Raw genomic sequence first — 15735 nt, forward strand, 5'->3', positions numbered from 1 at the left:
ATGTGTGAACGTATGACCATCGGTTTCATCGGCCTGGGCCACATGGGTTTCCCGATGGCCCGCCGCCTCGCCGACGCCGGACACCAGTTGGTGGTGTACGACACCCGTGCCGAAATTCTCGATGCGGCAACGGCATTCGGCGCAACGGCGGCGAGCTCGGCGCGGGATGTGGCCGACCGAGCGGAGACGGTACTGGCGAGCCTGCCCTCGTTACAGGCTTCCGCCGACGTGGCCACCGGCGCAGACGGCGTCGTCCACGGGTCCCGAATCCGCCGGTTCGTCGATCTGTCCACGGTGGGAAGCGCTGTCGCGCAACGTAATCAGCGGCAGCTAGGGTCGCGTGGCATCACCGCGTTGGACGCACCGGTCAGCGGCGGTGTGGCCGGGGCGACCAACGGCACCTGTGCCCGGGGCAACCCGAGATGATCACGCAGGGTCGTTCCCTCGTACTCGGTGCGGAACAGTCCGCGCCGCTGCAACACCGGCACCACCGAACGCACGAAGTCCTCGAACGCGCCGGGCAGATGCGTTGCGGCGATGACGAATCCGTCGCACGCCTCGCCCAGGAACCATTCCTGCATCTGATCCGCGACCTGTTCGGCGGTGCCGACGAAGCGCGGCCCCTGCAACAGGGTCGCGCGATGGGCCGCGAGGTCCCGCAGGGTGATGTCCTCACGCCCCAGGTGCCGGCGCACGCCCAGCGCCAAACCCCTTATCCCGGAACTGGAATCGATGATGTCCGGAGTGATGACGTCGTCCAGATCGTGCCCGGAGAAGTCGTAGTTCAGTACCTCCGACAGCAGTGTCAGCGACGCCATCGGGTGCACGTACCGGTGCAGGAACAGCTCTTCCTTCTCCGCGGCGATGGCCTCGGTCTCCCCCACCACCACATACGCCATCGGCAGGATCTTCACCTCCGCCGGATCGCGTCCGGCCGCGGCGATCTGCGCCCGTTGATCACGGTAATGCTGTTGTGCCACATCGATTCCCGGTGCGGCGGTGAACAGCAGATCCGCCCACTGCGCGGCGAATTCGCGCCCGCGCCCGGACTGTCCGGCCTGCAACAGCGTCGGGCGGCCCTGCGGGGTGCGCGGCACGGTCAGCGGCCCGCGCACATCGAACCATTTGCCGTGATGATTGACCTCGTGCACCTTGTCCGGATCGGCGAACAGGCCGGTGTCCTGGTCCATGGTCAGCGCGTCGTCCTCCCAGGAGTCCCACAGCGCACTGACCGCCTCGAGGAACTCCTCGGCCCGGTCGTACCGCTCGTCGTGTCCGAGATGCTGGTTCATCCCGAAGTTCTGCGCCTCGGAATCGTTGACCGAGGTGACCACGTTCCACGCCGCCCGGCCACCGGAGAGATGATCGAGCGTGGCGAAGGTGCGGGCCACGTGGAACGGCGTGTAGTAGGTGGTCGAATAGGTGGCCCCGACGCCGATTCTGCTTGTGGCGCCGATGATTCCGCCGAGAATCGCGGTCAGGTCGAGTTTGATCGGGCGCGCGCCGTACCGCACGGCCTCGGCGACCGAATCGCCGTAGACCCCGGGCATGGCCAGGCGGTCGTCGAAGAACACCAGGTCGAACTTGCCCTGTTCCAGGGTGCGCGCGACCCGCAGATAGTACTCGAGTTCCAGGAAGGACAGATCCGCGGACGGATACCGCCAGGAACCCGAATACACGGTCACGTTGCCGGCCTGCATGAAGCCGACCAGAGTCATCTGCCGCGGCTCGGAAGTGGTCATGGGAGAAGTCCTTTCGGTCAGAGTCCGAGCAGATCGGCTCTGCGGGTGATGTTGTCGGCGTGCCGCAGATGCGCCGCGTCCACGAGCATGCCGTCCAGGGCGCTGGCACCGCGCCCGGAAGTCTCTGCCGCACGGTAGGTTTCGACGACCTTGCGGGCGTGCGCGATCTCCTCGGGCGTCGGGCTGAACGCGGTGTTGGCGATCTCCACCTGACTGGGGTGGATGGCCCATTTGCCCGCGTAACCCATGGCTCCGGCGCGATCGCAGGCGATGCCGTATGCCTGCGGATCCTGGTACTTGGGGAACGGCGCGTCGATCGCGTCCACGCCCGCCGCGCGCGCCGCGACCACGACCCGGGCCCGCGCATAGCCCCAGAAGTCGCCCGGGAAGTCGATCAGCGGATCGAAATTGGTGTCCACCCGCGCGCCCTGCGAGGCCGAGAAGTCACCGGCGCCGAAGATGATCGCCTCCAAACGGTCACTCGCACGGGCGATCTCGTCGACGTTCTGCAATCCCTCGGTCTCCTCGATGAGCACCTCGAGACCGATCCGCTTCGTCAGGCCGAGTTGCTCCTCGAGCTGGGTGAGCAGGATGTCGACCCACCACACGTCGCGGGCCGAACGGACCTTCGGCACGATGATGATGTCCAGCGCCTCGCGCGCACCGGTGACCACCTCGATGACGTCCCCGTACGCCCAGTGCGTATCGATCCCGTTCATCCGGATCGCGCGAACCGTTGTGCCCCAGTCGAGTTCGCACAATGCGGTGATCACCTTGCCGCGCGCGGCCTCGCGTTCGGACGGGAGGGTCGCGTCCTCCAGATCCAGGAACACCAGATCCGCGCCGGATTCGATCGCCGTGGTGAACATCCAGTCGTTGCTTGCGGGAGTTGCCAGTTCCGACCGGCGAGCCCGAACGGTCATGTGTGCACGTTCCTTTCGGTTGAAATGCGGTTGAAGTGATTGCGGGACAACGGCTCTCAGATGACGCCGTCGTTCCGGAGTCGCTGGTACCGGACCTGGTCGAGACCGAGCAGCTCGCGGTAGACCTCCTCGTTGTGCTCGCCCAGTCGCGGGCCCAGGTGATCGATCCGACCGATGCTGTCCGAGAAACGCGGGACCGGCCCCTGCACGGTCATCGCGCCGAGTTCGGGATCGGGCTGGGAGGTGTAGACGCCGCGCGCCCGCATCTGCGGATCGGCCAGCAGTTGCGTCGCGTCGTAGACCGGCGCGGCGGCGACCTCGGCCGCCTCGAAGACCGTCATAGCCTCGTCGAGGGTGTGCTCGGCGATCCAGTCCGCCATGATCCGATCGATCTGCGCGGCATTGGCCAGGCGCTGCTGGGCCTCGGCGAAACGCGGGTCGGTGGTCAGATCCGCGCGTCCGACAGCCCGCAGGGCGCGCATCGCGATGGTCGGCGCGCTGCCGGACATCGCCAGCCAGTGGCCGTCCTTGGTGCGATAGGTGTTGCGCGGTGCGCTGATATCCCAGCGATTGCCGGTTCTCGTTGTCACGGAACCGGTTTGGTCGAAGGTGAGCACCGGCTGTTCGATCAGCCGGGCCAGGGGTTCGATCAGGTTGACATCGATGAGCTGACCGTCCGCGCCGTGCACGTCGCGGTGATACAGCGCCATCATCACCGCGTAGGTGGCGGTCAGCGCCGCGACACCGTCGGCGAGCATGAAGGACGGCAGCGTCGGCGGGCCGTCGGGATGTCCGGTGAGATGGGCGAATCCACTCATCGCCTCGCCCAGGGTGCCGAATCCGGGCCGGTCGCTCTTGGGGCCGCCCGCGCCGAATCCGGTGACGTGCACCATCACCAGCCGCGAATTCTCCGCCCGCATCCGGGGGTAGTTCAGCTCCCAGCGGTCGAGCGTGGACGGGCGCAGATTCATCACCAGCACATCGGCTTCGCGGGCCAGGGCGCGCAGCATGTCGCGGCCGGCCTCGTGCCGCAGGTTCAGGGTGATCGATTTCTTGTTGCGCCCCAGGCTTTTCCACATCAGGCCGATGCCGTCCTTCTGGGTTCCCCACTGGCGCAGCGGATCTCCGCCCTCGGGCTGCTCGACCTTGATCACCTCGGCGCCGAACTCGGACAGCCAGGTGGCGATGAGCGGGCCCGCGGCGAGGGTGGCCGCATCGATCACCCTGAGTCCCGACAGGGGGCCTTCGGACATGGTGGCCTTCCTCTCCCTCGATCTCGATGTAAACGATTACATCGGAATTGAGTAGACCATTAGTCCTGAAGTTGCGTCAAGAGCGGGACAGTTTCGGCTAACCTAGACACACATCGATAAATCAGTGAACTGAATTAGGAGCGCGGTGACGCGGTGGAACCCCCGAGCCGGAACTCCGGGGTGATCAGATGCGACTCGGCGGCGATCTCCGCGCCGGACTCCCGAACGTCCAGCGCCTCCGACAACAGCCGCGCCGCCGTACGCGCCAACTCCGCATACGACACCCGCAACGTCGTCAACGCCGGATTACTCAACGCGAACCACTCGGGATCGCCGTACACGATGAGCGACAGGTCCTGGGGAACACGAAATCTGCTGGCGCGCACGGCTTCCGCCACCCCGACGGACAGCGCTCCACCCCCGACCAGCAGCGCGGTCGGCGGATTCGGCATCCCCAGCAGCTCATCGGCCGCCGCGCGCCCGTTACGCCTGGTCGGTTCCAGCAGCCGCGTCGGCATCCGATCCGGTTCCAGCCCGGCCCGTTCCATCCCCCGCCGCACCGCGCGCAACCGGATCGCGCCGTGCGAAAGTTCCTGCGACGTACCGACATACGCGATCTCGCGATGCCCGAGTTCGGCGAGATGCCCGACCGCGTCCATCAACGCCTGCTCGTCATCACTGAACACCCCCGGCGCGCGGATCCCGCAGGCGCGATGCAGTTCCACGACCGGCAGCGCCCCGAGTATCGCCCGCGACTCCTCGAGAATCCCGGCACTGGGCGAAATGATCAGTCCCGCAACACGACTGGCCGTCATCTCGCGCAACTGCCGCAACTCGCGCTCGGGATCGTTCTCGGTGATGGTCAGAATCATCTGCGTCCCGTCGGTCGACAACAACCGAGCACACTCCGCCGCCACCGTCGAATACGCGGGAGTGTCCACATACGGCACCACGAACCCCACGAACGCCCGACTCCGCGTCGCCGACAACCCCTTGGCCAGCCGGTTCGGCACATACCCCCGCGCCGCCGCATGCGCCCTGATCCGCTCGGCCTGCTCCGCCCGCACCGCAGAACTCCCGTTCAACGCCCGCGACACCGTAGCCGTGGAAACCCCCAGCTCCCGAGCCAGATCGACAACCCCGACCGACCCCGACCGCGCCCGCTTACCCACAGCCCACCTCGCGTCCGACCGGAATCACACATCACCGTCCAGCCAGACAAGCACGCCACCCCCACCCACGCAACCACCCCGCCCACCGAACGACGACGCACCCCAACACCACGCCGACTCAACGGCCCACGCCACGCGACCGGCCCCGAACGCACAACGGTCCCGCCCACCGAACAACGATGTATCCCGACACCACGTCCAACCAACGGCACCCGCCCGCGCGGCCGGTCCCCCACGCATGGCACCTGAGTACCAGTGCGATGCCGCGATCAGGTCCCACGGGACTACGACATCAGCCGCTTCCGCACCTAGCATCTTCGATGTGGAGATGCGAGTGGATTCCATTGCGGCCGAATCCTGGTCGGGTCCGGCGGTGATCGCCGCACCGGATCCCCAACGTCCCTGGATGGGCTACGGGCCGGGCGGCCGTCTCGGGGTGATGTGGCGGACGAACAAAGTGGATGTCTTCTCCACGGTGTCGTTCGACCACGGGCGATCGTTCGGAACTCCGATCCAGGTGAATCGCGAAACCGAACCGCGCGGCAACTCCGGACCGCCCGGCGACCGCTGGTCCGGAATCGTCCTCACCGATACCGACGCCTACGTCGCGTGGTCCGATGCCCGTAGCGGCGAACTCGACAGCATCCTCGCCCGGGTACCGCTCGACCGATTCCCGCGCGCCACAGGCTGATTCACGACCGACCGCCGACAGTGTCCGCCGCGAGCAGCAACGGATCTCGCCGATGGGCCGCCGTACGAATCACCGCGGCACGTCCGCTCGCACGGATGCACCGGTCCGCACGACCGTACTCGACGCCAAGGCGGCCGACGTCTTGGACGGACCGCGGTGGCGGATCATCCGGGCGGCGGGTCCAGGCGGGTGAGGGCTTCGTGGACGATGTGTTCGGCGATGGCGAGGGCGGAGGTTGCGCCGGGTGAGGGGGCGTTGCGGACGTGGACGGTTCGGGGGGTGCCGCTGATGGCGAAGTCGTCTTCCAGGGTGCCGTCGCGGTTCATGGCCTGGGCTCGGATGCCGCGGGGGCCGCGGTGGACGTCGGCGGTGGTGATGGCGGGGACGTAGGTTCGGGCCTGCTCCACGAAGGAATGGGCGCTGAAGGCGGTGCGGGTTTCGCGGATCGCGGCGGGGATGTTGTTCGCCGCGAATCGCCAGAACCCTGGAAATCCTATGGCGCTCAACGTGTCCCGGGGAGAGATGCGGCCGCGGCGATAGGATTCGCGGCCCGGGGACAGAAATGCGTTGGGGCCCAGGATGATCGTGTCGTCGACGGTGCGGGTCAGGTGGACACCCAGGAAGGGATACTTCGGGTCGGGAACCGGGTAGATCAGGCCCTTCACCAGATCCGTCTTGGCGGCGTCGAGGACGAAGTAGTCGCCGTAGAAGGGCACGATCCGGGGATATGCGGCCTCGCCGGAGGCCACCGCCAATCGGTCGGATTGTAGTCCGGCACAGGCGATTACGAGATCGAACGACTCGGCGGAACCGTCGCTGTACACCAGCACCTCACCCGAACGCTCCTGCATCCGGGTCACCCGGCGACCGAGTAGCACAGTGCCGCCGGATGTCTCGATCTCGGCGGCCAACGTCCGCGCCACCGCCGGATAGTCCACGATGGCGGTCTCGGGCGAGTGCAGTGCCGCGAGCCCGCGCGCATTCGGCTCGATATCGGCGATCTCCGGCCCCGCGAGCAGCCGGATCCCCGGCACGCCATTGGCCGTGGCGCGCTCGTGGATCCCGTGCAGCCGCGCCTGCTCCTCCGCATTCTGGGCGACGACCAGCTTCCCGCACTTCTCGTACCGAATATCGTTGCGCCGCACGAACTCTTCGAGCAGCCCCACCCCGCGACGGCACAGCGCGGCCTTGAGACTCCCCGGCTCGTAGTACAGACCCGCATGCACCACACCGCTGTTGTGACCGGTCTGATGCGTCCCCACCGCCGTCTCCTTCTCGAACACGGTGACCTCGACGCCGGGCGCCTTGCGGACGATCTCGCGCGCCACGGCCAGACCGATGATGCCCCCACCGATGATCGCGGTCTTCCGCACCGACATCTCAGCGTTCCCTTCTCCGCAGGCCACAGCGAGTCTCCACGGTATCCCCCGGCACCCACCGCGCTGCGGGGTGTCCGCAACGACTACGCCCGGATCACACGCGCCGCGAAGTTCCGTCGCACGCGGTATGCGCGCTGTACTGTCGGCGCAATGAAGAGATCTCTTCGTTCGATGGGAGCAATCACGCTGGTCGGCGCGGCAGCCGTATTCGCAGCGGCCGGTACCGCCGCCGCATACGACACGCCGTGCGGCCGTTACTACTGCTCGTGCGACGACCTGTTCCGGACGCCCACCGAAGCGGACGCGTACACGACCAACCGGCCCGTGGTCGTGGGCCCGTACGGCCGGTCCCGGATCTACTGCCACGACGACGCCGGTCGCCTCGACGCCTGGCAGCTGGGCCCCGGCGATCAGCAACATCAACTGTATTCGGTGACCACACTCACCAATTCGGCCACCGGCAAGATCTACGTCTGGAACCCCAACTGGTCCTACAACTTCCGCAATATTCCCTGACCGATCTCCCGACGTCGGCGCGTCCCGGCTCGCGTACAGGGATGATGGAGCACATGTCGCAGACCACGAATCCGTTGCCCCGACAGGTCGCCGACGCCTACGTCGACGAACTCATCGACCTCGATCCGGTGATCGGCACTTACCTTGGCGCACAACGGAGTTCGAGCACCCTACCCGACCTCTCACCCGCCGGTCAGGAGGCGGCCGCCGCGCTGGCCCACCGCACCCTGACCCGACTCGACGCGGCCGAACAGCAGCCCGGCGCGGACAGCGATCTCGAACGGCGGTGCGCCCGGCTGCTACGGGAGCGGCTGACCGCGGAACTGGCGATCCTCGAGACCGGGGAGGGTTTGCGGCAGGTCGGCAATATGGGCACGGCCGCGCATTCGGTGCGCGAGGTGTTCACCGTCAGCCCGACCGCGACCGAAGCCGACTGGACGGCCATCGCCGCACGTCTGCGGGCCGTACCCGCCGCGTTCGCGGGTTACCGCGAATCGCTCCAGCTCGGACTGGAGCGCGAACTGTTCGCCGCGCCGCGCCCGACCGCGACCTTCGTCCAGCAGCTCACCGAATGGTCGGACCCGAACGACGAGGGTCGCGGCTGGTTCGAGGACTTCGTCGCCGCGGGCCCGGAATCGCTGCGCGCGGAACTGGATTCGGCGGCAGGCGTCGCGAACGCCGCGGTCCTGGAGCTGCGCGACTGGATACGCGACGTGTACGCCCCGGCGATAAAGGGCGCGCCGAATACCGTTGGCCGCGAACGCTATGCACGCTGGGCGCGCTACTTCAACGGCGCGGATCTGGATCTGGACGAGGCGTACGAGTACGGGTGGTCCGAGTTCCACCGGCTGCTCGGCGAGATGTGCACCGAGGCGGAGAAAATCCTGCCCGGTGCCGAAACCCCTTGGGTCGCACTGGCATACCTCGATGAGCACGGTAAGCACATCGAGGGCGTAGACGAGGTCCGCGAGTGGTTGCAGGGCCTGATGGACCGGGCCATCGCCGACCTCGACGGCACGCACTTCGAACTCGCCGCACCGGTGCGGAAGGTCGAGTCGTGCATCGCACCGGCCGGTGCGGCGGCCGCGCCGTACTACACCCAGCCCTCCGAGGACTTCTCCCGGCCGGGCCGCACCTGGCTGCCGACCATGGGGCAGACCCGCTTCCCCGTCTACGACCTCGTCTCGACCTGGTACCACGAGGGCGTTCCGGGACATCATCTGCAACTCGGGCAGTGGGTGCACGTCGCGGCGAATCTGTCCCGCTATCAGGCCTCGATCGGCGGCGTCAGCGCCAACCTCGAAGGCTGGGCGCTGTACGCCGAACGGCTCATGGACGAACTCGGCTACCTCACCGACGCCGAACAGCGCCTCGGCTACCTCGACGCGCAGATGATGCGCGCGGCCCGCGTCATCGTGGACATCGGCATGCACCTGGAACTCGAGATCCCCGCGCACTCCCCCTTCCACCCGGGCGAACGCTGGACCCCCGAGCTGGCCCAGGAATTCTTCGGCGCACACAGCAGCCGCCCCGCCGACTTCGTGGAGAGCGAACTGACCCGCTACCTCACCATGCCCGGCCAGGCGATCGGCTACAAACTCGGCGAACGCGCCTGGCTCACGGGCCGGGACAACGCCCGCCGACGCCACGGCGACGCCTTCGATCTCAAGTCCTGGCACATGGCCGCGCTCTCCCAGGGTTCGCTGGGCCTGGACGATCTGGTGGACGAGTTGTCCCGGCTCTGAATTCCCGGCACCCTCGGCACCGAAGGATCGGCCTCGCTCAGGTGAGGCCGATCCCGTTGTCCCGCTACGATTCCGGGGTCAGGCGGTCATCGGTCGCCAGCTCGTTCAACTCGTCCCGCAGTTGACCGGCACCCTGCTCGCCCAGGACCGCAACGACGCGATCCTGGGCCGAACGCCACAGCGCGACCGCCCGTTCGAACCGCTCCCGCCCCTCCTCGGTGAGCGTGACGTGCACACTGCGCCGATCCGCGTCGTCCTTGTCCAGCCGCACCAGACCGTCGCGCTGCAACGGGCGCAGCGAATGTCCCAGGCCAGAGCGATCCAGTACCAGAGTCCGAGCCAGTTCATTGATCGTGACCGGTGCACCGACGGCGAGTTCGGCGAGGATGGCGTACTGCGTCGAACGCAATCCCGCCGGGGCGAGCACCTCGTCGTAGAGCGCGGTCAACCGCCGCGACGCCTTGCGCAACGCGGTGGCGTAGCACTCGCGGGTCACCGATGGTCGCGGATCCGCCATTCGCGCACCTCCGTCGATTGTTCCAGCCCTTCCGTCCCGGTCAACGTCGCGCGTCCCGGCCGCATGCCCAAAATACGGGCATGTGCCCCTGATCACAATGGGCATATGCCCCTATCTCCGGGCGTTACACGGTGCGGTTGCTCAGTCATCCAGTCTCGGAAGGGACTTCGTCATGACCGGCCATATCCTCATCACCGGCGCCACCGGCAAAACCGGCGCGAATGCCGCGACCACACTCCTCGAGCAGGGGCAGCACGTCCGCGCCCTGGTGCATCGCGCCGACGACCGGTCCGACCGGCTCGCCGCGGCGGGTGCGGAGATAGTCGTCGCCGATCTCCTCGATATCGATGCCGTCAGCGCGGCCGCCGCGGGCATGGACGCGGCCTACCTCACCTATCCGATCGCTCCGGGCCTGCTCGAGGCCACCGCCGCCCTGTTACAGGCCGCCGAGGAGAACGGGTTGCGCGCCATCGTCAACATGTCGCAGATCTCCGCCCGGCGCGATGCGGTCAGCAATGCCGCGCGTCAGCACTGGCTCGCCGAACGCATCCTGGACCATTTCCACGGGTCGGTGACCCACATCCGGCCCACCTTCTTCGCCGAATGGCTCACCACCTTCTACAACCCGGAGTCCGGGCAGCTGCGGCTGCCGTTCGCCGACGCCCGCCACGCACCCATCGCCGCGGAGGATCAGGGGCGGGTCATCGCCGCCGTTCTGACCGATCCCGAACCGCACGCGGGGAAGATCTATCCTCTCCACGGTCCCGTCGAACTCGATCATCATGAGATCGCCGCCGCTATGAGTCGCACTCTCGGGCGCGAAATCACTTATGTACCAATAGAACTCGACGAGTTCCAGGCGAACCTCGAACAGCGGGGGTTGAGTCCGCACATGGTGCAGCATCTGGTGAACGTCGCGGTCGACTATCGCAACGGGATCTTCTCGGGCACCAATTCCGCGGTCCGGGATATCACGGGTGTCGAGCCGCTCACGGTCGAAGCCTTCACCGAGCGGAACAAACAGTACTTCGACAGGTGACGGCCGGTTGTGGGACGGGCGAATTCGCCCGTCCCACAGGGTGATTACTCCTCGACGCCGTCCTCGTGGGCCATCCAGTGTACGAAGCGATGCAGCGGGTACATCGCGTCGTGCGGGTTGCCGATGGTGCTGGGGCCCGCTTCGCCGAGGTGGACGATGCGTTGCGCGCCGCCGCTGGCGAGACGATCGCGGTAGTCGGGCATGCGGTCGAAGGGATAGAAGCCGACGGTCTGGGTGGCCACGTTGACGTAGCGCATCGCGTCGTCGAGCGAGTCGACGCGAACCACGTTGGAGATCTTGTTGATCGGGTGGAAGTCGACCGGCTCGTCCGAGCGGATCACCAGGCCGGTGCCGTCGGTCCTGCCGAACACCCGGAACTCGTCGTCCAGCATGGTGAGCATGTCGACCTGATCGCGCAGTTCGCCGTCCAGCGGGCGGGTATCACCGGAGGCCGCGGCCTTGGCCGCGATACGCTCGTACAGCCGCTGTCCGAACCGGTCCACCTCTTCCGGACTCGCCTCCACGAAGACGAAACGGCTTGCCACACAGGCTTCCTGGTTCAGCACCATGACGTCCGAGGCGGCGAGTTCGGCGGCGGTGTCCAGCGTCTCGTCGGATGCGAATGCCTCCCGGCCCACCATCGAGATCGAGGTCTTCGGATCGAACGACACCAGTTGGAAACCGGGGCCCAGGTACTTGATCACGTTGTCGATGGCATCGCCACCACCCCACGCCACGATCTTGTCGAAGTACTGCGGCCGGTACAGCGCACGCTCGACGGACTCGTCCCCGCCACGCCAGTACACCGCCGACATCGATTGCACCACAGGGTGATCCGGATCGATATCGGCCATCGTGCGCAGGATCGCCACGGTGGTGAACGGGTCGCTGGAGGCCATCTTGAACAGGTTGACCGCCTTGACGAGCGCACCCTGGGCGATCGACTTGACCGCCGTCCCCGGCGAATTGCCCGGCAGCACATGCACCAGCCGGGGCGCGAAGGCCCGCACGAAACTCTTGCGTCCGGTGAAGTCCCGCTTGGGAATCCACTCGTCCAACGCGCGCGGGTCCGGGAAGTTCTGCTCCACAACGGTTTCCAGCAGCCGCTTGTCCAGATAGTAAGCGGCACCGGTCACCTGGGCCTGCAACACCGAGCGCGGCAGCACATGGGTCGAGGTCATCCGATCGATGCAGTCCCGGACGAAGGGATTGTGCTCGTCACGCAGCCGATCACCGGTCGCGACCAGGAAGTCGATGATCTCGGCGACCGGCACGTTCAGCAGCGGCGGCACCTCGGTGCGCGGATGCACCGCCTTGTCCAGATCGATGGCCGGGGTGGCGAAGGTGACGCCCAGATCGCGCGAACGATGCCGCGCGTCACTGCCCTCGACCACCTCGCCGCGCAGGAAGAACGGCGCGGAAACGACGGGCTCGGAAGATGTTTCGCGAATTTCGGCAGCGGTCACGACAGTCCTCGCACATAGGCATCGACGGTTCCGGCGCAACCGATCTTGTCGTCACCGGCGATATCCGCATAGCGGACGATATTGTTGCGCACCGACGGACCCTTTGCCCCGCAGGCACATTGATCGAAATCAAGGGAGATCTTGTCGCCGGTGATGACCCCGCCCCAGCGCCCGTCCAGGGACAGGTCGAAGAATCCGGCCCGGCCCTCGACCTCACCGGAACTGTGCGGTACCAACGCATCTCCGGATTCGTCCAGGATGATCGGCACCACCCACGGCGGCACGTGGTACCGATTGCCCTGCCGGCACTTGGGCATTCCGGAATTGAGCTCCTGCATCGAGTAGTTCTGGAAGTCCCGGTTGGGCGGGATGTTGAACGTCTCGTGCACGAACTGCTGATAGTCCTCGGGCAGCCGGGCGCGCTTGAGCCCGCCGCCGACGTAGATGCAGTTGTCCGGGTGGAAATCCTTTGCCGCGTAACCACGTTCGCGCACCAGCACGGCGACCTGGTACAGCGCGTTCCACATGCCGCCGATGTAGAGCTTGTCGGCGCGGTACTCGATGAACGCCTCGGCCGCGGCGATCAGCGCGTTGTCCAGGGACTCCTGCCGCTGTTTCGAAGTCTGTTCGAAGGCGACGAGTTCCGCCGGGGTGGCGGTCCCCTCGGCCATCTTCTTGCGCAACACCACCATCGAGGTCAGCGCGCCGACGGTCAGCGGCGGGATCGGCAGCCGGAACCGCTTCTTGTCCGGATCACCGAACGCATCCTGTTGTGCCTCACCGGAAATCAGATTCTTCGGCACCGCCGCGGTGGGCGCGACGCCCATCATCCGCCGATCCCGCGCCGGTCGCACACCCGAGCCCCAGGAGAACACGTTGACCGTGTCCTTGCGCGACCATTCCATATCGCGTTCGGAGGCCAGCAGCATCGCGGACTTCCCGGTCGTGCCGCTGGAACACGACACGTAGTGCCCCGCGGCCTGCAATCGCGCGATCCACTCGTCGATATCGCCGATGCCGTCGGTCTCGATCGGCGCGATCGGATACGGCGAGATGGTGCCCAGCCACTTGCCCAGCCGGTCCCACCGCTCGTCGATCAGGAAGCTCTCCGGATAGCTCTTGTACGCGGTGTGCGGAAACAGCAGCGGCACAACGTCATCGAGCGCCCGCACCGCAGTCACACCGGCCTCGGCCGCGCGATGCCCGAGGAGTCTGATCCGGCCCTTGCGTTCCTGGAACCGCTCATCGATCGCGGCGAACTGCGTCTCGCGCAGCTCGGCGTGCGAGTGCTCGAAGCGGTCCTCGGCATCGACGAGTCCGGTCAGTTTTTCTATAGCTGAGCCCACAGGGAGCGTCCTTCCAGTTGCGCTGTCGATACCCGTCACTTCGAGTTCGATAAATGGCATCTCATGCGTATCATTATTGGCGAGATGCGGGTCGCGGCGCAAGAGGTGAACCGGAGAGCTGTCAGGCGGGCAGGCTGGCCAACAGTTTTCGTGCGGCACGTACGCAGGGCTCGACTCGTTCGCGCGGGCCCTGACCGGCCGTCATCCGGCTGTGCAGCGGGATCTCGAGCCCGAAGACGCGATCGCCGGGCAGCACCGACAGCAGTTCCGCCAGGCCCAGCTCGCCCTCGCCGGGGACCATCCGCTCATACATCGCCTCTTCGAAATAGTCCTCGATACTCGGCACGCGCGGGGCGTCGGACAGCTGGACGTAGCCGATCAGCGTGGGATCAAGGGCCGCAACATCTTTCGCGGTCGCGCCGGAGCGGATCAGATGCATGGTGTCGACAAGCAGCCGGAAGCTCGGATCGCCGATCCGCTCGATCACGCTCAGCGCGGCGGGGAGATCACGCACGGCCAGGCAGGGGGCGAATTCGAGGGTCGTCTCCAGGTTTCGCCGCGCGGCCAGCGCGTGCAGGGCGGCGAACTGGTCGAAGGTGCGAGCCGGATCGTCGTCCATGCTCACGACGTTGATCCGGGGTGCGCCCAGTTCACGGCATATGTCGAGATCGTTCTCGTACGCGGAAGCGTCCACGCCCGGCCGCACGACGAAACCTTCGGCCAGCGAGATCGACACGCCCGTGGCGTCCATTGTCTCGATCATGCGTCGCCGCAACGAACGATCCTCGCGCAGTGAGTATTCCGGGTAGTAGTGCCGCCCGTACGGGAACGAGGCCAATCCGGCGGAGATGTGCCGACAGCCCAATTCCGCTGCCAGTTCCACGAATTCGACCGGCGGCAGGTTGAATACGCTCGCCTTCTCGATCCCCAATTCGGCCATCGGATCTCCTCTCCCTGCCAGGCGCTCACGCGCCGAGCATCTGCAATCCGCCGTTGACCGCCAGCAACTGCCCGGTCATGAAGCGCGCGCCGGAACCGGCCAGGAAGACCATCATCGGCCCGAGATCCGTACGGGGATCGCCGAGTTCGCCGCGCAGCGGCATGGTGTGGCGCAGGCGCTCGCGGAACGCCGCCTCGGCTTCCGGGCCCAGGTGTTCCCAGAGTCGGTCCGCGCCCGGGGTCGCCATCGCGGGGGCGAGCGCGTTGACCGTCACGCCGTGCGGTCCCCAGGCGGTGGCGGCCGATCGGGTCCACGCCTGCACGCCCGCCTTCGCGGCCGCGTAGTGCGGCGCCATCGGATTGCCCCGAATCGCTTCGCCCGAACCGAGATTCACGATCCGGCCGCCGCTCTCGCGCATGTGCGAGAACGCGGCCTGATTGGTCAGCACGGTCGTGCGGAGATTCGCGTCGAGAACGAGCGTCAACTCGTCCTCGGTCAGCGTCTCGGGGGTGCTGGGCCGCCACACACCCGCCGCGTGCAGCAGCACATCGAGTCCACCGAGAATCTCGACAGCGGCGTCGAAAGCGCTCTCTACCGACTCCCGATCACGCGCGTCGCACTGCACCCACGCGCACGAACGCTCCAGCTCACCGGACGGACGCGTGCGATGGAACAACCCGACGACCCGCGCTCCGGCCTCGACGAAAGATCCCACCGCCGCCGCACCGATCCCCGTCGCCGCACCCGACACGACGATCCGCCGACCGGCCAGCACCCCGTCCGGGCTCGCGGACACACCTTCGTCCACCACGATCAACTCCTTCGACATCTCGCCGCGCACCTCATCGGCGAATTCATTGCACTATATCAGCGCATTGCCGATACCAGACCGAAGCGCAGGGAATGCTCCGACGCAGCCCTCGATCACGACGTCACGTAACGAAATATCCTGCTCCAACACGCTTCTGACTTGGGAACACAGCAACACCTACCTCTAACCCAGCCA

Annotated in this window: 15 protein-coding genes; 5 read left to right on the plus strand and 10 right to left on the minus strand. The window is 66.8% G+C overall.

Features of this window, described 5'->3' with window-relative positions; translation table 11 throughout:
- Positions 1 to 12 precede the first annotated feature (12 nt).
- Positions 13 to 426 carry an NAD(P)-binding domain-containing protein gene (locus tag NRB20_RS23180; RefSeq protein ID WP_153412458.1) on the plus strand — a complete coding sequence of 138 codons (414 nt, stop codon included), beginning with the start codon at positions 13 to 15 and terminating at the stop codon, positions 424 to 426.
- On the opposite strand, the gene NRB20_RS23185 is transcribed toward NRB20_RS23180, so the two are convergent.
- From NRB20_RS23185 to NRB20_RS23200, 4 genes are all read right to left on the minus strand, one after another.
- The gene (locus NRB20_RS23185) at positions 321 to 1742 is read right to left on the minus strand and encodes an LLM class flavin-dependent oxidoreductase (protein WP_227833776.1); all 1422 of its coding nucleotides are present in this window, start codon (positions 1740 to 1742) and stop codon (positions 321 to 323) included. The two genes, NRB20_RS23180 and NRB20_RS23185, sit on opposite strands and share 106 nt — an antisense overlap.
- 17 nt (positions 1743 to 1759) lie before the next feature.
- Positions 1760 to 2665 (minus strand): HpcH/HpaI aldolase/citrate lyase family protein, encoded by a 906-nt coding sequence (locus tag NRB20_RS23190; protein WP_153412460.1) that lies wholly within the window; start codon positions 2663 to 2665, stop codon positions 1760 to 1762.
- Positions 2666 to 2721: 56 nt separating this feature from the next.
- Complete coding sequence (locus NRB20_RS23195; protein ID WP_153412462.1) at positions 2722 to 3918, minus strand: CaiB/BaiF CoA transferase family protein; 1197 nt, start codon at positions 3916 to 3918, stop codon at positions 2722 to 2724.
- 134 nt (positions 3919 to 4052) lie between these two features.
- Positions 4053 to 5090 (minus strand): LacI family DNA-binding transcriptional regulator, encoded by a 1038-nt coding sequence (locus NRB20_RS23200; RefSeq protein ID WP_153412464.1) that lies wholly within the window; start codon positions 5088 to 5090, stop codon positions 4053 to 4055.
- A 322-nt stretch (positions 5091 to 5412) separates the two neighbouring features.
- Here NRB20_RS23200 and NRB20_RS23205 point away from each other — a divergent pair, with 322 nt between their 5' ends.
- On the plus strand, positions 5413 to 5781 hold the full coding sequence (locus NRB20_RS23205; RefSeq protein WP_153412466.1) for a hypothetical protein: 369 nt from the start codon (positions 5413 to 5415) through the stop codon (positions 5779 to 5781).
- A gap of 164 nt (positions 5782 to 5945) precedes the next feature.
- Here the strand turns inward: NRB20_RS23205 and lhgO are convergent, their stop codons facing one another.
- Entirely contained in the window at positions 5946 to 7160 is a 1215-nt protein-coding gene (lhgO, locus tag NRB20_RS23210; protein ID WP_153412468.1) for an L-2-hydroxyglutarate oxidase, read from the minus strand.
- Positions 7161 to 7310: 150 nt separating this feature from the next.
- Here lhgO and NRB20_RS23215 point away from each other — a divergent pair, with 150 nt between their 5' ends.
- Positions 7311 to 7676 (plus strand): hypothetical protein, encoded by a 366-nt coding sequence (locus NRB20_RS23215; protein WP_153412470.1) that lies wholly within the window; start codon positions 7311 to 7313, stop codon positions 7674 to 7676.
- 53 nt (positions 7677 to 7729) lie between these two features.
- A complete protein-coding gene (locus NRB20_RS23220; protein WP_153412472.1) occupies positions 7730 to 9421 on the plus strand; it encodes a DUF885 domain-containing protein in 1692 nt (563 codons plus the stop codon).
- Between the two features lie 64 nt (positions 9422 to 9485).
- Here NRB20_RS23220 and NRB20_RS23225 read toward each other — a convergent pair whose 3' ends face one another.
- Positions 9486 to 9938, minus strand: a complete 453-nt coding sequence (locus NRB20_RS23225; protein ID WP_153412474.1) for a MarR family winged helix-turn-helix transcriptional regulator — start codon at positions 9936 to 9938, stop codon at positions 9486 to 9488.
- A 172-nt stretch (positions 9939 to 10110) separates the two neighbouring features.
- Between NRB20_RS23225 and NRB20_RS23230 the strand changes: the two genes are divergently transcribed.
- Entirely contained in the window at positions 10111 to 10977 is an 867-nt protein-coding gene (locus NRB20_RS23230; protein WP_153412476.1) for an NmrA family NAD(P)-binding protein, read from the plus strand.
- A gap of 44 nt (positions 10978 to 11021) precedes the next feature.
- On the opposite strand, the gene NRB20_RS23235 is transcribed toward NRB20_RS23230, so the two are convergent.
- The 4 genes from NRB20_RS23235 to NRB20_RS23250 all read right to left on the minus strand — a co-directional run bounded on the left by NRB20_RS23235 (position 11022) and on the right by NRB20_RS23250 (position 15558).
- Positions 11022 to 12443, minus strand: coding sequence for an acyl-CoA reductase (locus NRB20_RS23235; RefSeq protein WP_319945297.1), 1422 nt, complete (start codon positions 12441 to 12443; stop codon positions 11022 to 11024).
- Positions 12440 to 13789, minus strand: coding sequence for a hypothetical protein (locus NRB20_RS23240; RefSeq protein ID WP_319945298.1), 1350 nt, complete (start codon positions 13787 to 13789; stop codon positions 12440 to 12442). The genes NRB20_RS23235 and NRB20_RS23240 overlap by 4 nt, the downstream gene beginning before the upstream one ends.
- A gap of 121 nt (positions 13790 to 13910) precedes the next feature.
- Positions 13911 to 14729, minus strand: a complete 819-nt coding sequence (locus NRB20_RS23245) for a sugar phosphate isomerase/epimerase family protein (protein WP_153412483.1) — start codon at positions 14727 to 14729, stop codon at positions 13911 to 13913.
- A gap of 25 nt (positions 14730 to 14754) precedes the next feature.
- Complete coding sequence (locus NRB20_RS23250) at positions 14755 to 15558, minus strand: SDR family NAD(P)-dependent oxidoreductase (protein WP_153412485.1); 804 nt, start codon at positions 15556 to 15558, stop codon at positions 14755 to 14757.
- Positions 15559 to 15735 lie beyond the last annotated feature (177 nt).

Origin of the sequence: Nocardia macrotermitis (genome assembly GCF_009604405.1) — a bacterium.
Classification (GTDB): Bacteria; Actinomycetota; Actinomycetes; order Mycobacteriales; family Mycobacteriaceae; genus Nocardia; species Nocardia macrotermitis.